Here is a 22326-nt window from a genome sequence, read left to right as displayed (position 1 = left end):
CTATGATCAGCCTAGAGACCAATCAGCGGGTCTTTTTTCTAAGAATGCGTTTAAACCTTCTTTGCCTTGTTCGCTGGCGCGAATATCCGCAATACGTTTGGCAGTTTCGTCCATTAGCACTTGATCGATGACTTTACCTTCCACGGCGCGGATCAAATCTTTAGCCGCCATCACTGCTTGCGGGCCATTTGTGAGTAGGGTGCTGATGATTTCACTGGTTTTATTTTCAAGCTGATCTTCAGCAACCACTTCATGAACCAAACCATACTCTTGGGCTTGCTTGGCTTTAAAGCGTTCCGCGGTTAAAAAATAGCGTTGCGCTTGGCGTTCACCAATTGCTTTAACTACATAAGGGCTAATTACGGCTGGGATTAAACCAAGTTTTACTTCTGATAAACAAAAACTTGCTCGCTCAGATGCAACCACCATGTCACAACAAGCAACTAAACCAACGCCACCACCAAAAGCTGCACCTTGAACGACACAAACGGTTGGTTTATTAAGGCTGTAAATGGTGTTCATTAATTTTGCTAAGGCTTGCGAATCTTGGAAGTTTTCATCCCAAGAATAATCGGCCATACGACGCATCCAGTTTAAATCAGCGCCAGCAGAAAAACTTTTGCCTTCAGCCTTTAATACCACAACTTCAACATCATCGTTGTTTTGCATGGCTTGAAAAGCAGAAGTCAGATCGGCAATCAACTGGTCATCAAAAGCATTATGGATCTCGCCACGAGTTAGGGTGATATAACCAACCCCGCGACCTTCGCTACCAAGACTAGAGTCTGCATTTTGGCCTTCATCAATCGCAATTTTAAGAGCTTCTTGTGTCATTACTGGTATCATAAGTGGTTCCTCGGGCTCTTACATTCTAAAGACGCCGAACTTAGTTTCTTCAGCTTCAGCGTTCATAGCAGTGGAAAGGGCGAGGCCTAAGACCATACGCGTATCGGCAGGATCGATAATGCCATCGTCCCATAAGCGCGCACTGGAATAATAAGGATGGCCTTGCTTTTCGTATTGATCTTCGATCGGCTTTTTGAAGGCTTTTTCTTCTTCTTCAGACCAAGGTTCTTCGCCACGGCGCTCGAAATTATCACGTTTAATTTGTGCTAGAACGTTCGCCGCCTGCTCGCCGCCCATAACAGAGATACGAGAATTAGGCCACATCCATAAGAAGCGAGGAGAATAAGCACGACCACACATACCGTAGTTGCCTGCGCCAAAACTACCACCGACAATTACCGTGAATTTTGGAACACGAGCACAAGCAACCGCAGTCACCATTTTCGCCCCATGTTTTGCAATCCCTTCATTTTCGTATTTGCGACCAACCATAAAGCCGGTAATATTTTGCAAGAAGACCAGCGGAATGCCGCGCTGCGAACAAAGCTCAATAAAGTGAGCGCCTTTTTGCGCTGACTCGGAAAATAAAATCCCGTTGTTAGCGACAATACCTACCGGATAACCATGAATTCGAGCAAAGCCACAAATTAAAGTATTACCATAAAGCGCTTTAAACTCATCCAGCTCTGAACCATCGACAATGCGAGCAATGATTTCGCGAATGTCAAAAGGCTTACGCGGATCTTTATTGACAACGCCATAAAGCTCTTCTTTGGGATACAAAGGCTCAAAGGGTTTTTCGATAGTTACAAACGGCTTTTTCTTACGGTTTAAATTTTTCACCACTTGGCGTGCCAGTTTCAAAGCATGCTCATCATTGAGCGCATAGTGATCGGTAACCCCAGAATTTTTACAGTGAACGTCTGCACCACCTAACTCTTCGCTCGAAACTACTTCGCCGGTAGCAGCTTTGACCAGTGGCGGGCCACCTAAGAAAATGGTGCCTTGTTCTTTTACGATAATGGATTCATCTGCCATTGCCGGAACGTAAGCACCTCCAGCGGTACAAGAACCCATGACCACCGCAATTTGAGGAATGCCTTTGGCCGACATGTTAGCCTGATTGTAGAAAATTCGTCCGAAGTGATCTTTGTCTGGAAACACCTCGTCTTGCTGTGGCAAGTTAGCGCCGCCTGAATCGACTAAGTAAATACAGGGCAGGTTATTTTGCTCAGCAATTTCTTGCGCCCTGAGGTGTTTTTTAATGGTCTCAGGAAAGTAGGTGCCACCTTTAACGGTAGCATCGTTAGCGACAATCATGCACTCAACGCCGGAAACGCGACCAATTCCCGCAATCAAACCAGCGGCAGGAACTTTATTATCATACATGTCCCAAGCAGCCATCTGCGAAATTTCTAACAGGGGTGAACCAACATCTAAAAGTTTGCGCACCCGATCACGCGGTAGTAATTTACCGCGAGATAAGTGCTTCTCTTGGTATTTAGGGCCGCCACCTTGAGTGATGTACTCCATCTTGTCGCGTAAGTCATCTACTAAGGCACTCATCGCATCAGCATTCTCTTGGAACGCTGCACTACGAGGATTGATTGAAGATTTAATAACTGGCATCTTTTTTATCCTAGTTAAATCCTAACTTATTTAATCGTTAGCAATTGCACGAGCAATTACCATTTTTTGCACTTCGCTGGTGCCTTCGTAAATTTGCGCGATGCGCACGTCACGATAAATGCGTTCCACTGGAAATTCTTTTAAGTAGCCATAGCCACCTAAAACCTGAATTGCATCAGAGCACACTTTTTCTGCCGCTTCGGAAGCAAAGAGTTTCGCCATGCAAGCTTCTTTTAAACAAGGCAAGTTGTTATCACGAAGTTGTGCTGCGTTCAAAACCATATTACGCGCCGCATCCACTTTGGTCGCCATTTCCGCCAGCTTAAATTGAACTGCTTGATGCTCAAAAATTGGTTTGCCGAAAGAAGTTCTATCTTTGGAATATTGTAAGGCATATTCATAGGCTGCGCGCGCCATGCCGACACATTGAGCGGCAATGCCAATACGGCCACCTTCAAGGCCAGAAAGGGCGATTTTATAACCTTGACCTTCTTCACCCAGCAAATTAGCAGCAGGAATACGACAATTCTCTAAAACGATTTGCGCTGTATCTGAAGCATTTTGGCCCATCTTATCTTCGATGTTGGCCACGATGTAACCTGGCGTGTTGGTGGGCACGATAAAAGCGCTAATGCCTTTTTTACCCGCGCTTGGATTGGTTACGGCAAAAACAATTGCCACATCGCCATTTTTCCCTGAAGTAATAAATTGCTTTACGCCATTTAAAATGTATTCATCACCATCAGGGCTTTTGTGAAGAACGGCTTTAGTTTTTAAGTCAGCAGCGTCAGAGCCAGCATGCGGCTCGGTTAAACAAAAAGCTCCCAGCATTTGACCCGAAGCTAAAGGCTTTAAAAATTGTTCTTTTTGCTCATCATTACCGAAATTTAAAATCGGCATACAGCCAACAGAATTGGTAACCGAAATAATGGTCGAACAAGCGCCATCGCCAGCAGCAATTTCTTCTAGGACTAACGCTGCAGCAGTATAACCAATTTCGCTACCACCCCAAGTTTCCGGCACTAACATGCCATAAAAACCCAGTTCACCTAAGCCTTGCAAAGCCTCGGCGGGGAACGTTTTATTTTTATCCCATTCTTCTGAAAAAGGCGCGATGCGCTCTTGCACATAGCCGCGCGCCATATCTTGAATCATGGTTTGTTCTTCAGTAAGAATCATAAATTCATCTCTATAAAGAAGTTTTCTCGTCATCTCCGCGAAAGCGGAGATCTACTTTAAGGTTAGTATAACAGTTCAAAATAGATTCGCGCTTTCGCGGGAATGACACTAAATTTGAAATTGTATTAAACCAACTCAATAGCTAAAGCCGTAGCCTCACCACCACCAATACATAAGCTAGCAACACCCTTAGTCTTGCCATGGGTGCGCAGTGCTTCGATCAATGTTACAACAATGCGCGTTCCTGAGCAGCCAATAGGATGGCCAAGCGCAGTAGCGCCGCCATGGACGTTTACTTTAGCATGATCTAACGCTAAATCTTTCATTGCTGCCATGGTAACAACTGCAAAAGCTTCGTTGATTTCAAATAAATCTACCTCGTCTTTTGTCCAACCGGCAGAGGCCATAACTTTTTCCATGGCGCCAACCGGGGCAATAGTAAACTCAGCAGGGATCCGCGCATTAGATTCTTGCGCTACGATTTTTGCCAATGGTTTTAGGCCGCGCTTTTCAGCTTCCGATTGACGCATCATGACCACAGCAGCGGCGCCATCTGAAATCGAACTAGCGTTAGCTGCGGTTACAGTGCCATCTTTTTTGAAAGCAGGGCGTAGCGCTGGGATTTTATCTGGACGCGCTTTTGGCGGCTGCTCGTCAGTATCTACTAGAGTATCGCCACGACGAGACTTTACTGTTACTGGCGCAATTTCGTTATTGAAATGACCAGCTTCAATCGCTGCATTAGCGCGAGTTAGAGACTCAATTGCAAAAGCATCTTGATCTTCGCGGCTAAAGCCATATTTTTCAACGGTTTGCTCAGCATAAACGCCCATCGCAGAGCCTTCGTAAGCATCTTCTAAACCATCGTAAGCCATATGATCGAGGGTTTTGCCATGACCAAAACGCTGACCGTAACGAGCCGTAGGAATCATATAAGGCGCCAAGCTCATGCTTTCCATACCGCCAGCAACCATAACTTCATTAGTACCAGCTTTTAATAAATCGTGAGCCAACATAATCGACTTCATGCCAGAGCCACACACTTTATTAATGGTCATAGCAGTAGAGTTGACTGTCATACCAGCGCCAAGTGCCGCTTGCCGAGCTGGCGCTTGACCAACCCCTGCAGGCAATACGCAACCCATAATAGCTTCTTGCACATCTTCAGCTTGAATACCAGCGCGCTCAACCGCAGCTTTAATGGCAACCGAGCCAAGTTCAGTGGATTTTACGGTTGATAAAGAACCGCCGAAACCGCCCATTGGAGTTCTGGCTGCGCCTACAATTACGATTGGATCATTACTCATTTGTTGTTCCTCTTCGAAGCTATTGCGCTAGCTATTACTTGGCCTCGTACTAGCTGTGCTCATCACGCTTCTCTATGTCATTAATTTTTAAAAATTTTTAAATAACTAAAATGATTTAGATGAAGCCAAATCGCGGCAAAAGTTATCAAGAAGCGCGGAGTTTAGTAACCTAAATGAGCACTTCGAGATAACTTTTAACAATGAGTTGGCAAATATAAACATTTTAGGCGGTTTCGTTAAACAATTCGCGACCAATCAACATTCGACGGATCTCCGAAGTGCCAGCGCCAATTTCATATAACTTCGCATCGCGCAATAAACGGCCAGTAGAGTATTCGTTAATGTAGCCATTGCCGCCTAATACTTGAATCGCATCGAGCGCCAGTTTGGTAGCATTTTCTGCGGCAAATAAAATTGCTGCCGCGGCGTCTTTACGAGTGGTTTCCTTACGGTCGCAGGCTTTAGCTACAGCGTACACATAAGCACGGCTGGCGTTCATAATGGTGTACATATCCGCTAATTTGCCTTGCATCAATTGGAAAGTACCAATCGGTTTACCAAACTGTTTGCGCTCATGAACGTAAGGTACTACCACATCCATACAGGCGCGCATAATGCCCAAGGGGCCTGCAGAAAGAACTGCACGTTCATAGTCCAAGCCGCTCATAAGGATTTTTACGCCTTGATTAACTTCGCCCATCACATTTTCAACCGGCACTTCGCAATCTTCGAATACCAATTCACAAGTGTTAGAGCCGCGCATACCTAATTTGTCGAGTTTTTGTGCGGTCGAGAAACCCTTCATACCTTTTTCGATGATGAAGGCGGTGATGCCGCGCGAATGTGCTTCCATATCGGTTTTAGCATAAACCACCAAAACGTCCGCTTCGGGACCATTGGTGATCCACATTTTGTTGCCATTTAAGACGTATTTATCGCCCTTAAGTTCCGCTTTTAAGCGCATTCCGACTACATCGGAGCCAGCACCCGGCTCCGACATAGCTAAAGCTCCTACGTGTTCACCCGAACATAACTTTGGCAAATATTTTTTCTTTTGCTCTTCAGAAGCATTGCGGCGAATTTGATTAACACACAAATTTGAATGAGCGCCGTAACTTAAGCCAATCGAAGCGCTAGCACGGCTAATTTCTTCCATCGCTACTACATGCTCCAAATAGCCCATGCCAGAGCCACCGTATTCTTCTTCTACGGTAATGCCTAGCAGACCTAGTTCGCCTAATTTTTGCCATAAATGATGGGGGAAAAGGTTTTCTTCATCGGTTTTTTCGGCTATTGGCGCAATTTCTTTTTCCGCAAAGCCGCGCACCATGTCACGGATCATGTCGGCGGTTTCGCCAAGGTCGAAGTTTAATGATGGATACATAATGGTTCCTCAATCTTTTAAAATCAATTTCTTATAAATCAATAAGTTAAAAATTTAACCTAGACGTTTTTCTAGGCGTTAATCTAGCTTTGCTTCGAGCATGTCCAGCTCTTTAAGCATAAAATTAATATCTTTGCGTTGTTGCAAAAGAGCGGCGCGACGTTCTTGGATCAGTCCTAACAGCAGCTGTGTTTGTTTCTGCTCACCTTCCGGTAAATCGTATAAATCAATAATTTCACGAATTTCGGCCAATGAAAAACCTAAGCGTTTACCGCGCAAGATCAGTTGTAGGCGAACCCGATCACGCGAAGAGTAGATGCGGTGAGTACCGCGTCGCTGCGGGCTTATTAGTTTTTCATCTTCATAATGACGGATCGAGCGAGAAGTGATCTCAAATTCCTTTGCTAAATCACTGATTGTGTATTCTTTTTCCGCTACAGCCATTAAGTGGTTAAATGTTTATTTAAAATGTGTCCCCAATAATACCTTACCTTTACGCAAACGTAAACTTGGTGAGCAGTGATCAACAACTGGTGTTACCAGTAATTAAAAGATAATTTTGAGACTTAGTCTATAAAATGAAAGTAAGCCATTGATTGTATGATTAATGTACAGAAATTCAGAAAATCTGCTTGAAAAATTTGTAGTAGTCGCTATGGTTAATAGAAACAAAAACGATTTTTTCTAGATGGAAAGACTTAACCAAAGCAAAGCGTTTACCCAACATTTTGATAGCTGCGTAGGCCAATTCAATCAGGCGTGCAGATATAGCAATAAAATAGACCGATTACCTAGCAATAGGCAGTCGGTTTTTTTTGCCTGAGCAAAAATAGGTTATCTAAGCTTATAAACTTAACCTTTCCATCTCAACATAAGCAATAGAGGAAGCATCTATGAAAAGACAAAAGCGAGATAAGCTACAAAGAGCACATTCTAAAGGCTTTAATGCGGCGTTACATGGTCAGTCTAAAGAATTGTGTCCTTATGAAGAAGTCAATGCCAAAGAAGAATGGTTAGGCGGCTGGCGAGAAGGGCGCGAGCAGTTTCAAAATACAGGAATGAAGAACTACATGTAAAACTTTTCTTTCAATAAAACCCCCGGCTAGCTCTAGTGGTTAACTGGGGTTTTTATTGAAAGAAAAAATTACTTCTAGTAACCTTATTTTGAAAAATAATTAAATTAAAAACTATAGGGATAAAAAATGCATAATAATCTAAGATGTTTTTTTATAGTTGTAATGGTTTTTGTGTCTTTCAGTGTACAGGCTGACTTTAATAAAGCGGTAAAAAACTATGAAGCAGGTAATTATCAGGAAGCATTTCTTGAGTTTCATTCACTCTCAGAAATAGGCAATAAAAACGCTCAATATAATTTAGGTTTCATGTACTTAGATGGCTTGGGCACTAAACGAGATCTGACAAAAGCTTATGCGTGGCTCAAGCTTTCTGATGAAGATGGGGAGTCTCAAGGCACACAAGATATTCTCAATCAACTAAGTTCCCATATAAAAGATCAGGCTGAAGCGGACAGTTATTACGATTCTATTTTCAAAAAATATAGTAAGGCTGCAGTGGTCAATGAATTAAAGCCGATATTTACTAATAAAATGGACTATAACTTTGCAAAGGTTGTTAAATCCACTTTGCCCGTTTATCCAGTAAGAGCTGATTCGTTAAATATCGAAGGGTTTGCTCACGCAGAATTCAAACTAAATTCTCAAGGTAAAGCTGTTGAGATTGAGATTGTGGACTCCTATCCCTACGGCGTTTTTGATAATGCCACCATTGATGCGATTAAGGAATGGGAGTTTGATGTTGCAGGTGCGGATTTGGACAATAGTTATAGATACAAAATCAAATTCAGCAAGTCGGGTAAAGAATACTCGAGCAGAACTAAAAATAAAATCAAGAAATACAAAGCTTTAGCTCAGAAAGGGGACCCTGTAGGTCAATTTTACTATGCAATGTACGGATCGACCGTATTGGATGATGACATTAATCAAGCGGAGCTTTTTTATCAATCCGCATCGCAGGGTTTGACCGATTCGCAGCATGAGTTGGGCGTTAGGCTTTTAAGAGGAGAAGGTTGCGATAAAGATATTGATAAGGGCTTGAAATGGCTAATCACAGCGGCATCAGCAGACTTGGGCCGCTCGCAGCTAAAACTGTCTGAATACTATGGTCAATTTGCAAGTGCAGAAGCGGAACAAAAGCGTAAATTCTGGCTAGATAAGGCTGCTAAATCAGAAGATAAAGAGTCAGCGCTAGAGATCGCCAAAATACTGTTTGATAATCCGGATTACTCTCCTGAATTGGTTATTAACAAGCTAGATTTGCTAGAGCCTAAAAAAGTTAAAGATCCTATTCGCTACTACATGCTCTATGCCGCTACCTATGCCAAAATGAAAGATTTTAAGAAAGCGGTTAGATTTCAGAAAAAAGCTAATAAAGAGCTTAAAAAGTACCGAAGAGTGCCTAGTGATATGAAGCAAAAACTTGATTTATATAAGTCTAAGTTAAAGACTTAATACATCTATTCTTGCCTTTTTAAGCTAAATCGCTAAACTAGGCGCACTTTTACTTATGACCCCGTAAGGTCAGAGTGCACTTAATGTCTACTAACAATTCTCTAGTCAATCAAAAACCGCTAAAGCCATCACTTTCGCTGTCGGATTTTCACTTCGAGTTACCTGATGAGTTGATTGCTCGCTATCCCACTGAGCAGCGCACTGATAGCCGCTTGTTGTGTCTTGACGGCACTGATGGCAATATCCAACATAACCACTTTCACCAGCTAATCGAGTTGTTAGGGCCTAATGATTTATTGGTGTTTAACAATACTCGGGTGATCCCTGCACGGCTATTTGGGCAAAAGCCCACTGGCGGTAAAATTGAGATCTTAATCGAGCGTATTGATTCGGATAGGCAAGCTTTAGCGCACGTTAGGGCCAATCGAACGCCAAAAGCTGGTGCAGAAATTATCTTAGATAATGGCGCTAACTTATTGATTAATGGACGAAGTGGGGCACTTTTTGAGCTGGAGTTGCAAACTAGCGACTGGCAAAGTGTGATGAACGAGGTAGGGCATATGCCATTACCGCCCTATATTGATCGCGACGATGAGCTACAAGATAAGGAGCGTTACCAAACTGTTTACAGCCAAATAGATGGTGCGGTAGCAGCGCCAACTGCGGGACTGCATTTTGATCATCAGCTGCTTGAACAAATTCAAACTAAAGGTGTTGATACGGCTTTTGTGACTTTGCATGTGGGCGCGGGGACTTTCTCGCCAGTCCGGGTAGATGATATTACTGAGCATAAAATGCACTCTGAGTGGTTTGAAGTTAGCCAAGAAGTTTGTGACAAGGTGAATACTGTCAGAGCCAAGGGCGGCCGAGTGATTGCCGTTGGCACTACTTCAGTGCGTTGCCTAGAATCAGCATCAAAATCAGGTGAGATTAGTCCAACAACCGGTGAAACCGATATTTTTATCTATCCGGGTTATCAATTTCGGTCAGTGGACGCGCTAATTACCAATTTCCACCTACCTGAATCCACCTTGATGATGTTGGTTAGTGCTTTTGCCAGCAAAGACACGATTTTAAATGCCTATAATGAAGCGGTTAGTGAACAATACCGCTTTTTTAGCTATGGCGATTCGATGTTTATTACTAACCCCGCCTATCATTTGCAAAAAATAGGCTCGCCTAAGAGCTAGAGGTTATATTGATGGAATTTGATTTAAAAACAACCGATGGTATGGCGCGTCGTGGTCAATTAAAATTTGCCCGTGGCACCATTGAGACGCCGGCCTTTATGCCGGTCGGCACTTATGGCACGGTAAAATCCCTAACCCCAGAAGACATTAAAGCGCTAGGCGCTGAAATTATCTTGGGCAACACTTTTCATTTAATGCTGCGTCCAGGTACTGATATTATTGAGCAGCACGGGGATCTACACGATTTTATGCATTGGGATAAACCGATTCTGACCGATTCTGGCGGTTTTCAGGTCTTTAGTTTAGGCAAAATGCGCAAAATTACCGAAAAAGGCGTGGAATTTCGCTCGCCAGTTAACGGCTCTAAAGTCTTTTTAGGTCCTGAAGAGGCGATGGAAGTACAGCGTAAGCTGGGTTCGGATATCGTGATGATTTTTGATGAATGTACGCCTTATCCTGCCAGTGAAGCCGAGGCTCGCGAATCAATGGAGTTATCGCTGCGCTGGGCAAAACGTTCTAAAGAAGCTCATTATGCTGGTTTTGAGCAGCGTAATATGCAGCCAACGGCGCTATTTGGCATAGTCCAAGGCGGTATGTATCCTCATCTGCGTGCAGAATCTTTGCAAGCCTTGGTTGATATTGATTTTGACGGTTTCGCCATTGGTGGCTTGTCGGTAGGTGAGCCAAAAGACGAAATGCTAAAGGTGTTGGATCATTTAACCCCTGAAATGCCGCAATATAAACCGCGTTATTTGATGGGCGTTGGTAAGCCAGAGGATATTGTGGAAGCGGTTAGACGTGGGGTGGATATGTTTGATTGCGTGATGCCGACCCGCAATGCCCGCAATGGTCATCTTTTTAGTTCCACAGGGGTTGTAAAACTGAGAAATAGTCGCAATAAGACTGATACTGGCCCAGTGGATCGGGAGTGTGATTGCTACACTTGCCAAAACTATAGCCGAGCCTATTTGCACCATCTGGATAAGTGCAATGAAATCTTGGGCTCAAAGCTAAACAGTATCCATAATTTGCACTTTTACCAAAATTTGATGGCAGGATTGCGCGGGGCAATTGAAAAGGGTACATTGTCGCACTTTGTAGAAGAATTTTATGCTAAGCAGGGTAAAGAAGTCCCTGCTTTGTATGCTGCAAAGCCCGATAGCGGTGTTGAAGCTTAATTAAAAAAGCTCGATTAGCGGCCTAAAATCCGCTTATTTTGGTTAAACTTCGTCTGGCTCTCGAGCTTTTCGCTAAGCAAAATATTTAGATTAAGAAATAATACTTAAGTTTATAAGAGGTTATATCAATGTTGTTAGCTCAAGCAGGCGCTCAAGGTGGCGGTTTAATGCAATTTTTTATTATGTTCGTTCCTTTGTTGTTAATCATGTATTTCATGATGATCCGCCCGCAACAAAAGAAGATGAAACAGCATAAAGAAATGACTTCTGGTCTTGAAAAAGGTGATGAAGTTATGACTACAGGTGGCATCGTGGGTCGTATCGCTAAGGTACAAGATCAGTTTATCGTATTGACCATTAGCGAAGGCGTGGAGATTAAGTTCCAAAAAGCTTCGATCGCGCAGACCCTTCCAAAAGGGACTATTAAGTCCATTGAAGAGTAGTCTGGTTCATGGCGAGGAGTTAGTGACAAAGCAATCTCGCTTTGGCTCTTAATAAGAGATTTTGCTAAATACCAAAGATGGCTAAGAGATTGCTTATTGCTCGCATGACACTAATAACCAAAAACAAACGGATAATATATGTTTTTTGATCAACCCAATCAGGTGCAAAGGCCGATCAATACTTACCCTATGTGGAAGTATTTTCTGATCGTGGCAGTTATTGCCATTGCCAGTCTTTACGCTTTGCCGAATATTTTTGGCGAAGATCCCGCGGTGCAATTAACCGGTTTACGCGATAGCAAAATTTCTGAGCAACAACTTGTTGAGGTTGAAGATGCTTGGAAAGCAAAGGGTTTGGATTGGATTGCGATAGAGCAAGACAATGAGCAAAAGGTCATTGCTCGCTTTAACGATGGTGAAAGCCAACTTAAGGCGCAAGAAGTAGCGAATGCTATTTTGAATCCTGATCCAAAAAATGCTAATTATGTAGTGGCGCAAAATCTAGCACCAGCAACGCCAGATTGGTTGAGCAACCTTGGCGGCAAGCCAATGAAGTTGGGTTTGGACTTACGTGGCGGTATCTATTTCTTGATGCAAGTGGATATGGATAAAGCCATTGAAAAGCAAAAAGAACAAATTTCCAGTGATTTTAAGCGTACCTTGCTTGACTTAGAGCCACGGGTACGTGGCCGTATCGAGATGATTGACAATGGTCTTATTTTGCAAGTTAAGAATAAGGATATCGAGCGAGCTTATAGTGCTTTGTATAACGGTTATCAGGACCGTGTGTTACTTGAGCGAGTTACTCAAAACGGTTTGGATATTATTCGAGCGACTTTTACCGACGCCAAGTTAAAAGAAATTAGCGATGCAGCAGTAGATCAAAACCGCTTGATTTTAAGCGAGCGGGTGAACTCTCTAGGGGTTGCCGAGCCACAAATTCAGCGCCAAGGTAGCGATAGAATCGTGGTTCAGTTACCCGGCGTTCAAGATTCAGCTTTAGCTAAGCAAGTGTTAGGTGCTACAGCTTCTTTAGAGTTCCGATTGGTCAATGAAGATGCGATGGCGGGCTTTACAGCTGGCGATAGAGTCCCGGTAGGTAGCACTGAATTTGTCGATGAAGATGGTTTGCCTATCGTGATTTATGATGAGGTTAAAGTGACAGGCGAGCACCTTATCGATGCTTTCCCAGGACTACATCAAGAAACCCAACAGCCGATCGTTAATGTCAAACTGGATTCAGTTGGCGGCGCTAAAATGCTTGAAACAACCGTTAAAAATGTCGGCCGTCGTTTAGCCATGATTTTGGTGGAGTCTGAGCCTGAATTTGCGATTATCGATGGCGAGCGTAAGTTAGTCGGTTCGAACCAAAAAGAAAGGGTCATCAGTGCACCGAACATTAATGGTCAATTTAGTACAGACTTCTATATTACTGGACGCTTTACCCAAGCGGAGACCAAAGACTTAGCGCTTAACTTGCGCTCAGGTGCGTTAGTCGCGCCGACTTTCTTTATCGAAGAAAGAACCGTAGGTCCGACGCTGGGTGCGGAAAATATTGAAAAAGGCTTTAAGTCGGTACTAATAGGTTTCGCTCTAGTCTTAGTGTTTATGCTGGTGTATTACAAGTTATTTGGTTTAGTGGCAAACGTCGCTTTGACCTTAAATCTAGTCTTAATCATGGCGATCATGTCAATTTTGGGAGCGACACTAACCCTACCAGGTATTGCTGGTATCGTCTTAACCGTTGGTATGGCGGTAGATGCCAATGTTTTAATTTTTGAGCGTATTCGTGAAGAACTTAGGGCTAAGACTAAACCCGCACAAGCAATTGATAAAGGTTACGCGCAAGCACTATCAACTATTGCTGATGCTAACATCACCACCATGATTGCAGCGATTATTTTATACGCTATTGGCACTGGTCCAGTAAAAGGTTTCGCCATTACTTTGTTCGTTGGTATTATGACTTCGATGTTTACAGCTATCTTCGTTAGTCGTGGCATTGTTAATCTTATCTATGGCGGCAAACAACCTAAAAAACTATCGATATAGGGAGTCTTGAAGATGCAATTAATTAGTAAAACCAATATCGATTTTTTGAAATACCGCAAAATTGCGGTGATATTCTCGGCCTTGTTGATCTTGGCTTCAATAGGTTCTTTAGTAACCAAAGGATTAAATTTTGGCTTAGACTTTACCGGCGGAACCTCGGTTGAAGTTCAGTATGGGCAAAGCGCCGATTTGATTGATATCCGTAAGCAATTAGACGATGCCAATTTTAAAGGCGCGGTGGTGCAAAACTTTGGTACTTCGCAGGACGTAAAAATTCGTATTCCCGATCAAGAGTTTATACCGGGCGATAAAGTCGGCTCTGAAGTGATAAAACTGCTTCAAGCGAATGATTCGAGCGTGATTGAAAAATATAAAGGTTATGTTGGTCCGGTAGTTGGTGAAGAGCTTAAAGAGCAGGGCGCTTTAGCGATGCTAGTGGCATTAATCTGTATCATGATTTATGTTGCACTGCGCTTTGAATGGAAGTTCTCACTCGGCTCGGTTGCAGCCTTAGCTCACGACGTTATGCTAACGTTAGGGTTTTTCTCGATCACTCAAATGGAATTTGATTTAACCGTATTGGCAGCCTTGCTGGCGGTAATAGGTTACTCTTTGAATGACACCATTGTAGTGTTTGATCGAATTCGTGAAAACTTTTTGAAACTGCGCAAAGGAACAGCGAAAGAGATCATCAATACCTCGCTCAACCAAACCTTAGCACGAACTTTAATGACCTCCTTAACCACCTTGCTGGTGCTGTTTGCCTTATTTGTGTTTGGTGGAGAAACCATTCATGCTTTCTCAGCTGCGTTAATCGTTGGTGTTTTTATTGGTACCTACTCATCGATTTATGTGGCCAGTATCGTGGCGCTTGCTTTGGGTGTGAAGAAAGAAGACTTGATGCCGCCAGAGATTGAAAAAGAAGGCCAAGAGTTCGATATGCCTTAAATGTTAATGATTTAACTTCATTTTTGAGTAAAAAAGCTTAGAATAACTCTAAGCGTTTTTTATTCTACAAGAAAAAGACGTGAGAAAATAATGGCACAAGAACCTGAAAAGAAGCCACCAGTTGAAGATACCGAAACCTTGAAGCAAGTCGAGGAAACCTTTTTAGACAGTCAGTCTTGGCTGCCCGAATTTGTGCATCCTTATTGGGAACAATTGCAACAATATCCGTGGGTATTGGTGATTGTGGTTTTGGCGGCGGGCTATGTTTTCGCCAAATCCTTACAGTGGGTTTTTTCCACAGTCGCCACCTCGTTATCCAAAAGAACCAAAAATAGTTTCGATGATAAATTAATCGCTATTGTTTCAAAAAGTATTTTTAGTATCGTCTTTTTTATATTCATGATGTTTGCGGTTGATGCTTTTCAATTTGAAACGGATACTTCAAAGTTGTTAAAGCGGATTATCATGAGTTTGCTATTTTTATCTTTGATGATTACTGCTTTAAAAGGATCGAAACTTCTACTAGAAGCCTTTGAAAGTAGTGAAAAGTCTTTTAGTTTTATCGAAAAGCGGACTTTGCCGATCCTTAATATTGCCAGCCAATTATTGCTAATAGGCGCCTTTTCTTACTTTTTGATTTTACTGTGGGGTAAAGATCCAACAGCTTGGTTAGCCTCCGCGGGTGTGGTTGGTATCGCCATTGGTTTTGCCGCCAAAGATACTCTGGCAAACCTTTTTGCGGGCTTTTTTATTGTTGCTGATTCGCCCTACAAAATTGGAGACTATATTGTGTTAGACACTGGCGAGCGTGGTCAGGTAACTCATGTTGGGATCCGATCGACTCGTCTCATGACGCGTGATGATGTGGAAATTACTATTCCCAACTCAGTAATGGGCAATGCCAAGATTGTGAATGAAAGTGGCGGCCCCTCTGAAAAAACACGACTGCGTATTCCAGTAGGGGTTTCTTATGACACTGATTTGGATGTGGCGGTAGAAGTGTTAAAAGAGGTTGCTGATAATAATAATAAGGTATCTAAGTTCCCGGTGCCGCGTGTTAGAGCTAAGCTTTTTGGTGCCTCAAGTGTCGATTTTCAGCTTTATGTGTGGATTGATAGACCAGAGATTCGTGGTCAAGTGTTGCATGAACTAATTTTAAGTATCTATAAAGAGTTTAATAACCGAGGAATTGAGATCCCTTATGCCAAGCAAGATCTCTATATTAAAAACCTTGATAAGAAGATCACTGAATAGTCTTTTAGCGCTCGTTGTTTTTAGCTCTACTGCTTGGTCGGGTTCTAAATTGCCACAAGCGCCGGCTTTAGAATCGGAACCAGATCCGACGGTAATTGAATCTGCAAAAACCTTACAACTTCCCACTGATTATAGTCGTTGCGGCTTAAGCGACAAAGCTCGAAAGCTTGCCAAGCTTATTCTGCAAGACGATGAGCAGCAGCGTAATCTGGTTAATTGTAACCCTCTATTGGCGCAGCTCGCTACTAATCAAGCTAAAGCTCTTGCTGATGCCGGTAAAGTAAGCCACTTTGTTGGAGGTAGCCCGAATCAAAGGTTGTTAAAGGCCGGTTTCCCACTAACGGAGATGGACCAAGCCCGAGATAATAGTGTCGAAGCGATCTTAGGTGGCGAATCGTCCGCAGATGAAGTCTGGCTACGCTTTCAGATGTCTTACAACCACAAAATTCACCTGTTGGGTGAGCATGAGTATTATTTAAAACAAACCGAATTTGCAGTTGGTCATTATTATAAGTGGCATAGTCCGCATATCGACTATTGGGTCGTCTACTTTGCTGAAGCTGACCACACTGCAAACAACGAGCAATAAATTGTCACCTAGTGGCTTTTATCAACGTCGACTTATAAAGAATATCAAAAGGATAAGCGTCCTTGTCTTTTTCTAAAAGATTACCGAAATCCGTAATAGCGAAAGCCCAAGATGGTGATCAATTTGCGCTAACCACAATTTATCAAGAATTTAAGTCACCAATTTATAGTTTGGCCTATCATATAACTAACAATAAGGCTGCCGCTGAGGACATACTACAACTGGTGATTGAGAAAGTTATCAATAAGGTTTCAGACGTAAAAAATCCTGCTGCTTTTAACGGTTGGTTAAAAACCATCACTTATCGCGAAGCGATTGATTTTATTGGTAAGCGTAAATTTGAAATGCCCTTTGAAGAAGAGTTGCCTGAAATACACTATTCAGAAATAGTGCATATTCTTAATGAAACCACTTTTGATATAGAAAATTATTTAAAGATCTTAAGTGAAAGAGAGCGCTTAGTGGTATTGATGTTTGTACTTGAGGGGTATAGTCACCGTGAGATAGCAGAAGAATTGGATATTAGTGAAAGTAACTCTAAACAAATCTATTCTCGTTCATTGCAAAAACTAAATTTACTTACCAAAAAAGAATCATTTGGCGGTAGTGGCTCAGCGCCGCGATAGGAAATATTTATGAACTCTAATCAACATGAACAGTTAATCAGGCAGCAGTTAGAAGAGCATTTATCAAAAATTGAGCCGAAACAGCCATCTGACAAAGCTGATAAAGCGATTTTGACAATGCTTCAACAGCAATCTAGAGCCGAAGTGGAAAGTCATAAATCATGGTTTTGGCCGTCAGTGGCAGCTTTGATTATGGTCTCTTTTGCGGTGACGCTCCAGTTTTCAAAAGAACCACCGCTCGATCCTCTTAAGCAAGTGGTAATGCAATCTCAGCAATTGGAACTTGAGATCGCCCAAGTTGAACAGCAAGTTGAAAACCCGTTGGTTTGGGTTGAAGCTAAAAAGATTAAAAGTCAAATAATAGATTTGGATCAGGAGCTGTTTGTAAATTATCAATCCAACGGCTCACAAGATAAGCGACTTAACTTGTGGCTTTTAAGAGTCAAAAAGTTAGCTTTATTAAAAACTATTTATCTAAACGATAATCAGCTATACCGTATTTAGGAGTAATTCATGAAATACTTGCTAGCATTATTTTTAAGCTTTATTAGCTTTCTGGCTTTATCGGAAGACGAGGGCTTCCGTAGTGAAAAATCAAAGCAGTTAGTTAAGGAGTTAAAGTATTCTGTTAATCATACCATTGCGAAAATTTTGGAATATGAAAAAGAGGCGGGGGCAGGTGATAAGTCAGTGCATTTTAATATAGAGCAAACTTCGGCAACAGAGAAAACCTTGGGGTTACTAGTTAGCAAGAATAGAGAAGTTATTTTAGTGAGCCCATCAAGCCCTGCTGAGCGGCTTGGAATTAAGGCAGGAGATACGATTCGCGCATTAAGCTTTAATGAACAAGCATTAGATTTAGCAAGTGAGAATTGGCTAAAAAAAGACGGTTTATTGATTGCTGAAATTGTGCGGGATGGTACCTATCTTACTTTAAAAGAAACTATAAAATTGAGTGACACCCCTATTTGGAGACTTGAGTTCTTTGCTAATACTGAGAATTATGAGCAACTTGATTCTAGTGTAGAGTCGATGCAGTATGATGATAATGCTTGTGGCAAAGTGTCGGTTTTTTTCACTCCTCCAAGCACAAAGGATTTATACAAATCTTACTTTACTAAAATCAACGATAAGGTAATAACCAATCGATATAAAGAAATATACAAGCTCAAGCCTGGAAAGCATATTATTGAAATTCATGAACTATTTGTTTTTAAGGGACTGACTAGTTTGCAGCGAAAAAACTACAATAGCCCGTCAAAGTCTATAGAATTGCTGATAGAACCTAACAAAATTTATAGCCTTGCAGCGAAATTTGAAAAAAGCCATCGTCATAAAAAACGACCAGAAGAACACTGGGAGCCTATAGTATGGAAAGTTTCGGAGACAAGTTGCGAGTTATAGGTGGCTGCAATAATGTTTTCTATTAAAACTATAAAATTTTTACAAGCGCTCGCTCAGAATAATAATCGAGATTGGTTTAACCACCATAAAGATGAATACGAGCAATTTGTTCGTGAACCTGCATTAGATTTTATCGAACTCTTTCGACCAGAACTTAAAAAGTTAACGCCGCATTTTGTTGCGATCCCCAAGAAGGTTGGTGGTTCTATGATGCGGCCTTATCGTGACACCCGGTTTTCTAAAGATAAAACTCCTTACAAAACCAATCTCGGTATTCAGTTTCGCCATGAGTTAGGTAAAAATGTTCATGCCCCAGGCTTTTATTTTCATATAAGCCCACACGATTGCTTTTTAGGAGCTGGAATTTGGCATCCTGAATCTAAAGCGTTGCGCAATATTCGTGAGCTGATTGAGCAGGCACCGTCGGCTTGGAAGAAAATTAAAAGTAATAAAGCCTTAAATAGTAAGTTTGATTTTGTAGGCGAAAGCCTAAAAAATCCCCCGCGTGGCTTTAATAAAGAATCGCCCAACCTAGAGGATTTGAAGCGCAAAGACTTTATGCTGGTAACCAAGCTCAGTCGGAAAGAGCTTTATAGCAAAGATATTGTCAGCATCACGGCGAAACGGTATAAAAAAACGCTTCCGCTGATGAAGTTTCTATGTGAGGCTCAAGAGCTCAACTTTTAGCCAAACTGAGGAGCGAAATGTCTAACTATTTAAGCTAAGAAAGCTTTGGCTGTATTAACAATCGCATTTTTTTGAAAAATAAAATGACGTTTTTTGCCGCCAACTTGACGCCATAACACCGCACAACGAATTGCGCCTAGTAGCAGTGCGCGAATGGTCTCTTGGTTGTTCGACAGCTCAAGATGTTTGCTGTTGCCAGTGACTTGAATTTTAGTCGAAAGGCGAGAGATAGTGTCTTTATAGGTTTCTGCCAGCTGTTGAATAATTGCACTAGAGACTTCTACTTGATCTTGATATTGGCTCATCCGCACGGTTTGCTGAATTCTCGAACCCATCAAATCGAGCATTTTAGCGTTAGCAGTAAACTGCTTTTCTAAACTGATCACATTAACCAAATAACGACCAAAGTCCGCATCAGTTTTAGAGCCCGATAGTTGCTCTTTCAAGATCTTAAACCCAGTATGCAAATTTTTGTGACCATCAAAAATACCTTCGGTAGATTTTGCGTCAAGCTTTAAGGTTGCTTTGAATAGGGTATTCATATCATCTTTATCAGCACTACCATTTCGCGCTATGGACTGAACACAGTCAATTGCTTGGCAAATGCCTGCTAGTGCTAAAGTGATTTCAGAAAAGTTGTTACTCATAACGTATTAATTTTTGATTGTAATCAATTAAATCCTGCCAATTTGGTCAATAATACCGCCGCCTAGGCAAATATCTCCTTGATAAAAGACCACCGACTGCCCCGGAGTGACGGCTCTTTCTGGTTCGAAAAAATCGACCAAAAACTTATTATCTTCTAACTTGCTAACTTTACACTCAACATCTTGCTGGCGATAGCGATTTTTAGCAGTACAATAAAACTCATCGGCCGGAGCTGAGCCAGCAACCCAATCCATATTAATGGCAGTTAGCGATTTGCTCATAAGCAGTGGGTGTTGATGACCTTGTGCCACGATCAAAACATTGCGCTCTAAATCTTTATCCACACTAAACCAAGGATCTTCACTGGCATCGCTCATGCCGCCAATGCCTAAACCTTTGCGTTGACCTAAAGTATGATACATCAAGCCATTGTGTTTACCGATGACTTTACCTTCAGGCGTTTCAATATCACCAGGCTGAGCAGGCAAATATTGTTGTAAAAAGTCGGTAAACTTGCGCTCGCCAATAAAGCAGATCCCCGTCGAATCTTTTTTCTTGGCGGTTATTAAACCTTGCTCTTCTGCAATGTTTCGCACTTCGCTTTTCTCCAATTCACCAACGGGGAATAGGGTTTTTGCTATCTTTTCATGGTTTACCGCATACAGAAAATAGGATTGATCCTTGTTCGGATCTAAACCGCGAAGTAGGGTGGCTTTGTTGCCGTTGGCATCATCAGCTTGGCCACGGCGAACGTAATGGCCAGTAGCAATATAATCAGCACCAAGTAACTGAGCATAATCTAAAAATGCTTTAAACTTGATTTCTTTATTACACATTATGTCGGGATTAGGTGTTCTACCAGCTCGATATTCTTGCAAAAAGTATTCGAACACATTATCCCAATATTCGGCGGCAAAATTGATGGTTCTTAACTTGATCCCCAATTTGTCACAAACCGCTTGTGCGTCGGCTAAATCCTCTGCGGCAGTGCAATATTCGGTGTCGTCATCTTCTTCCCAATTTTTCATGAATAGGCCTTCCACTTGGTAGCCTTGCTGTTGTAGCAGGTAAGCAGAAACTGAGGAATCGACTCCGCCCGACATGCCAACAATAACTTTCAATTGAGATTTGTCTGTTGCTTTCATAGCTTGTAATCAGTTAAAAATTTGATGCCACTTTGTTGTAAAGCTTCTTCATTGTTACTGTATGGTAGCAACTCCAGTGGAAAGCGCTGACCTGATAAATAGTCTTTTAAGCAGTCAAGGATCAGGCCGCTACGATGTTGCGGCAAAATAGCTAAAATATCCTCTTTGCTCATCCAATGGGCGGCAATAATATCGTCGTCTTGGGGCGCGGTAGTATGATTACCAGCTATATAACCAGTAAAACAAAAGCGCAAATAGTAGCGGTTGTTAGTCGCAGGGTTAAGCAAATAAGTTCCCACTAAAGCAGTCGGCTTAAATTTCAGCCCCGTCTCTTCAAACACCTCGCGCACTATAGCCTGCTGCAGCGATTCATTCTCTTCGAGATGTCCGGCTGGTTGATTGAAGACGATAGCGCCGTTGGAGGCAGTTTCTTCCACCATCAAAAATCGGCCTTTATTATCGCCAGTGCCTTCGATTACGGCTGCAACGGTAACATGAACAGGTAGCATAGAGTGACTTCTAAACCATCAAGCCGGCTATTTTAACGTATTTGTCGGGCAGGCTAAACCTTTTGCTGGTTTATATGGCTTTATTCTTTGGCACGCTGTTTTTGTCCTCTGCGAACCTTGCTCGGTAGGCGTCTGCGACTTCTAACTTGGCGGTTATTGGGAGCTTTTGAACTAGGCACATCAATGGTCATCACTCTATATTCTCCAACAGCCAGCTCACCAAGCTGCCAGTCGCCAATTTGCGCTCGAATCAGGCGCAAGGTAGGAAAGCCAATAGCCGCGGTCATGCGCCTGACTTGGCGGTTTTTGCCCTCACGGATTTTGATCTCTAGCCAGCTGGTGGGAATGTTTTTCCGCTGCCGAATGGGTGGGTTTCGTGGCCAAATAGTCGGTTCGTCGATAAGCTTAACTTTGGCCGCTTTAGTCACATAATCTTGGATTTCGACGCCATGACGCAAGTCTTCTAAATCACTGTTGAGTGGTTGACCTTCAACCTGAACCCAGTAGGTTTTTTCCATCTTATTGCGCGGATTGGCGATCTGGTGCTGCAACTGGCCATTATCAGTAAGCAGTAGCAAGCCTTCAGAGTCTTTATCGAGCCGGCCGGCGGGATAGACTTTGCTCAGCGGAATAAAGTCGGCCAGAGTCGTGTCTCCCGTCTCGCCTGTAAATTGGCATAGGGTATTAAATGGCTTGTTAAACAGAACCAGTTGGGCGGTATTTTTAATAGAAGTGGGCTTTTTGCTCAAGATTTATACAAATGCAGGGATATTCAATTCA

The 22326-nt window shown here is 42.4% G+C and carries 23 protein-coding genes; 13 read left to right on the top strand and 10 right to left on the bottom strand.

The genetic code is table 11. From position 1 onward, the window contains the following. Positions 1–6: 6 nt before the first annotated feature. From NFS34_RS10490 to NFS34_RS10465, 6 genes are all read right to left on the bottom strand, one after another. Positions 7–846 carry an enoyl-CoA hydratase/isomerase family protein gene (locus tag NFS34_RS10490; protein WP_251359993.1) on the bottom strand — a complete coding sequence of 280 codons (840 nt, stop codon included), beginning with the start codon at positions 844–846 and terminating at the stop codon, positions 7–9. Positions 847–864: 18 nt separating this feature from the next. Next, complete coding sequence (locus NFS34_RS10485; protein WP_251359992.1) at positions 865–2475, bottom strand: carboxyl transferase domain-containing protein; 1611 nt, start codon at positions 2473–2475, stop codon at positions 865–867. Between the two features lie 30 nt (positions 2476–2505). After that, the gene (locus NFS34_RS10480; RefSeq protein ID WP_251359991.1) at positions 2506–3654 is read right to left on the bottom strand and encodes an acyl-CoA dehydrogenase family protein; all 1149 of its coding nucleotides are present in this window, start codon (positions 3652–3654) and stop codon (positions 2506–2508) included. Between the two features lie 125 nt (positions 3655–3779). Next, entirely contained in the window at positions 3780–4961 is a 1182-nt protein-coding gene (locus NFS34_RS10475; protein ID WP_251359990.1) for an acetyl-CoA C-acyltransferase, read from the bottom strand. A 223-nt stretch (positions 4962–5184) separates the two neighbouring features. Continuing rightward, positions 5185–6345 (bottom strand): isovaleryl-CoA dehydrogenase, encoded by a 1161-nt coding sequence (locus tag NFS34_RS10470; RefSeq protein WP_285834463.1) that lies wholly within the window; start codon positions 6343–6345, stop codon positions 5185–5187. 78 nt (positions 6346–6423) lie between these two features. After that, the gene (locus NFS34_RS10465) at positions 6424–6789 is read right to left on the bottom strand and encodes a MerR family DNA-binding transcriptional regulator (RefSeq protein ID WP_251359989.1); all 366 of its coding nucleotides are present in this window, start codon (positions 6787–6789) and stop codon (positions 6424–6426) included. A 449-nt stretch (positions 6790–7238) separates the two neighbouring features. Here NFS34_RS10465 and rmf point away from each other — a divergent pair, with 449 nt between their 5' ends. The 13 genes from rmf to NFS34_RS10400 all read left to right on the top strand — a co-directional run bounded on the left by rmf (position 7239) and on the right by NFS34_RS10400 (position 19244). Continuing rightward, complete coding sequence (gene rmf, locus NFS34_RS10460) at positions 7239–7421, top strand: ribosome modulation factor (protein ID WP_251359988.1); 183 nt, start codon at positions 7239–7241, stop codon at positions 7419–7421. A 126-nt stretch (positions 7422–7547) separates the two neighbouring features. Continuing rightward, positions 7548–8873 (top strand): TonB family protein, encoded by a 1326-nt coding sequence (locus NFS34_RS10455; protein WP_251359987.1) that lies wholly within the window; start codon positions 7548–7550, stop codon positions 8871–8873. Between the two features lie 83 nt (positions 8874–8956). Continuing rightward, on the top strand, positions 8957–10063 hold the full coding sequence (queA, locus tag NFS34_RS10450) for a tRNA preQ1(34) S-adenosylmethionine ribosyltransferase-isomerase QueA (protein ID WP_251359986.1): 1107 nt from the start codon (positions 8957–8959) through the stop codon (positions 10061–10063). Positions 10064–10074: 11 nt separating this feature from the next. Continuing rightward, positions 10075–11241, top strand: coding sequence for a tRNA guanosine(34) transglycosylase Tgt (gene tgt, locus NFS34_RS10445; protein ID WP_251359985.1), 1167 nt, complete (start codon positions 10075–10077; stop codon positions 11239–11241). 128 nt (positions 11242–11369) lie between these two features. Continuing rightward, complete coding sequence (yajC, locus tag NFS34_RS10440; RefSeq protein WP_251359984.1) at positions 11370–11684, top strand: preprotein translocase subunit YajC; 315 nt, start codon at positions 11370–11372, stop codon at positions 11682–11684. Positions 11685–11822: 138 nt separating this feature from the next. Continuing rightward, a complete protein-coding gene (gene secD, locus NFS34_RS10435; protein WP_251359983.1) occupies positions 11823–13736 on the top strand; it encodes a protein translocase subunit SecD in 1914 nt (637 codons plus the stop codon). Between the two features lie 12 nt (positions 13737–13748). Then, positions 13749–14684, top strand: a complete 936-nt coding sequence (gene secF / locus NFS34_RS10430; RefSeq protein WP_251359982.1) for a protein translocase subunit SecF — start codon at positions 13749–13751, stop codon at positions 14682–14684. Positions 14685–14774: 90 nt separating this feature from the next. Further along, positions 14775–15938 (top strand): mechanosensitive ion channel family protein, encoded by a 1164-nt coding sequence (locus NFS34_RS10425; protein ID WP_251359981.1) that lies wholly within the window; start codon positions 14775–14777, stop codon positions 15936–15938. Positions 15939–15987: 49 nt separating this feature from the next. After that, positions 15988–16527: a CAP domain-containing protein gene (locus NFS34_RS10420; protein WP_251359980.1), complete on the top strand. Its 540-nt coding sequence runs from the start codon at positions 15988–15990 to the stop codon at positions 16525–16527. Between the two features lie 62 nt (positions 16528–16589). Continuing rightward, positions 16590–17153 (top strand): RNA polymerase sigma factor, encoded by a 564-nt coding sequence (locus tag NFS34_RS10415; protein ID WP_251359979.1) that lies wholly within the window; start codon positions 16590–16592, stop codon positions 17151–17153. Positions 17154–17162: 9 nt separating this feature from the next. Next, positions 17163–17657, top strand: a complete 495-nt coding sequence (locus NFS34_RS10410; protein WP_251359978.1) for a hypothetical protein — start codon at positions 17163–17165, stop codon at positions 17655–17657. Between the two features lie 9 nt (positions 17658–17666). Beyond that, positions 17667–18557 carry a hypothetical protein gene (locus NFS34_RS10405; RefSeq protein ID WP_251359977.1) on the top strand — a complete coding sequence of 297 codons (891 nt, stop codon included), beginning with the start codon at positions 17667–17669 and terminating at the stop codon, positions 18555–18557. Between the two features lie 12 nt (positions 18558–18569). Then, positions 18570–19244 (top strand): DUF2461 domain-containing protein, encoded by a 675-nt coding sequence (locus NFS34_RS10400; protein WP_251359976.1) that lies wholly within the window; start codon positions 18570–18572, stop codon positions 19242–19244. A gap of 29 nt (positions 19245–19273) precedes the next feature. Here NFS34_RS10400 and hflD read toward each other — a convergent pair whose 3' ends face one another. From hflD to NFS34_RS10380, 4 genes are all read right to left on the bottom strand, one after another. Beyond that, positions 19274–19891: a high frequency lysogenization protein HflD gene (gene hflD / locus NFS34_RS10395; protein WP_251359975.1), complete on the bottom strand. Its 618-nt coding sequence runs from the start codon at positions 19889–19891 to the stop codon at positions 19274–19276. Between the two features lie 27 nt (positions 19892–19918). Beyond that, positions 19919–21037 (bottom strand): tRNA 2-thiouridine(34) synthase MnmA, encoded by a 1119-nt coding sequence (gene mnmA, locus NFS34_RS10390; protein WP_251359974.1) that lies wholly within the window; start codon positions 21035–21037, stop codon positions 19919–19921. Continuing rightward, on the bottom strand, positions 21034–21546 hold the full coding sequence (locus NFS34_RS10385) for an NUDIX hydrolase (protein WP_251359973.1): 513 nt from the start codon (positions 21544–21546) through the stop codon (positions 21034–21036). Before NFS34_RS10385 ends, mnmA begins: the two co-directional genes overlap by 4 nt. 80 nt (positions 21547–21626) lie before the next feature. Further along, positions 21627–22295: a pseudouridine synthase gene (locus tag NFS34_RS10380; RefSeq protein ID WP_251359972.1), complete on the bottom strand. Its 669-nt coding sequence runs from the start codon at positions 22293–22295 to the stop codon at positions 21627–21629. Positions 22296–22326: the final 31 nt, after the last annotated feature.

Source organism: Kangiella sp. TOML190, from assembly GCF_023706045.1.
GTDB lineage: Bacteria > Pseudomonadota > Gammaproteobacteria > Enterobacterales > Kangiellaceae > Kangiella.
Note: the sequence above shows the minus strand (reverse complement) of the source record. Positions and strands in the feature narration are given on the sequence as shown.

What these genes read in the sequence shown, in the direction of transcription:
- secF (WP_251359982.1), top strand. Translation starts at nt 13,749, where the DNA reads ATGCAATTAATTAGTAAAACCAATATCGATTTTTTGAAATACCGCAAA.
- NFS34_RS10455 (WP_251359987.1), top strand. Translation starts at nt 7,548, where the DNA reads ATGCATAATAATCTAAGATGTTTTTTTATAGTTGTAATGGTTTTTGTG.
- NFS34_RS10385 (WP_251359973.1), bottom strand. Translation starts at nt 21,546, where the DNA reads ATGCTACCTGTTCATGTTACCGTTGCAGCCGTAATCGAAGGCACTGGC.
- NFS34_RS10400 (WP_251359976.1), top strand. Translation starts at nt 18,570, where the DNA reads ATGTTTTCTATTAAAACTATAAAATTTTTACAAGCGCTCGCTCAGAAT.
- NFS34_RS10465 (WP_251359989.1), bottom strand. Translation starts at nt 6,789, where the DNA reads ATGGCTGTAGCGGAAAAAGAATACACAATCAGTGATTTAGCAAAGGAA.
- NFS34_RS10485 (WP_251359992.1), bottom strand. Translation starts at nt 2,475, where the DNA reads ATGCCAGTTATTAAATCTTCAATCAATCCTCGTAGTGCAGCGTTCCAA.
- NFS34_RS10425 (WP_251359981.1), top strand. Translation starts at nt 14,775, where the DNA reads ATGGCACAAGAACCTGAAAAGAAGCCACCAGTTGAAGATACCGAAACC.
- NFS34_RS10480 (WP_251359991.1), bottom strand. Translation starts at nt 3,654, where the DNA reads ATGATTCTTACTGAAGAACAAACCATGATTCAAGATATGGCGCGCGGC.
- yajC (WP_251359984.1), top strand. Translation starts at nt 11,370, where the DNA reads ATGTTGTTAGCTCAAGCAGGCGCTCAAGGTGGCGGTTTAATGCAATTT.
- NFS34_RS10475 (WP_251359990.1), bottom strand. Translation starts at nt 4,961, where the DNA reads ATGAGTAATGATCCAATCGTAATTGTAGGCGCAGCCAGAACTCCAATG.
- queA (WP_251359986.1), top strand. Translation starts at nt 8,957, where the DNA reads ATGTCTACTAACAATTCTCTAGTCAATCAAAAACCGCTAAAGCCATCA.
- mnmA (WP_251359974.1), bottom strand. Translation starts at nt 21,037, where the DNA reads ATGAAAGCAACAGACAAATCTCAATTGAAAGTTATTGTTGGCATGTCG.
- NFS34_RS10405 (WP_251359977.1), top strand. Translation starts at nt 17,667, where the DNA reads ATGAAATACTTGCTAGCATTATTTTTAAGCTTTATTAGCTTTCTGGCT.
- NFS34_RS10490 (WP_251359993.1), bottom strand. Translation starts at nt 846, where the DNA reads ATGATACCAGTAATGACACAAGAAGCTCTTAAAATTGCGATTGATGAA.
- tgt (WP_251359985.1), top strand. Translation starts at nt 10,075, where the DNA reads ATGGAATTTGATTTAAAAACAACCGATGGTATGGCGCGTCGTGGTCAA.
- NFS34_RS10470 (WP_285834463.1), bottom strand. Translation starts at nt 6,345, where the DNA reads ATGTATCCATCATTAAACTTCGACCTTGGCGAAACCGCCGACATGATC.
- NFS34_RS10410 (WP_251359978.1), top strand. Translation starts at nt 17,163, where the DNA reads ATGAACTCTAATCAACATGAACAGTTAATCAGGCAGCAGTTAGAAGAG.
- secD (WP_251359983.1), top strand. Translation starts at nt 11,823, where the DNA reads ATGTTTTTTGATCAACCCAATCAGGTGCAAAGGCCGATCAATACTTAC.
- hflD (WP_251359975.1), bottom strand. Translation starts at nt 19,891, where the DNA reads ATGAGTAACAACTTTTCTGAAATCACTTTAGCACTAGCAGGCATTTGC.
- rmf (WP_251359988.1), top strand. Translation starts at nt 7,239, where the DNA reads ATGAAAAGACAAAAGCGAGATAAGCTACAAAGAGCACATTCTAAAGGC.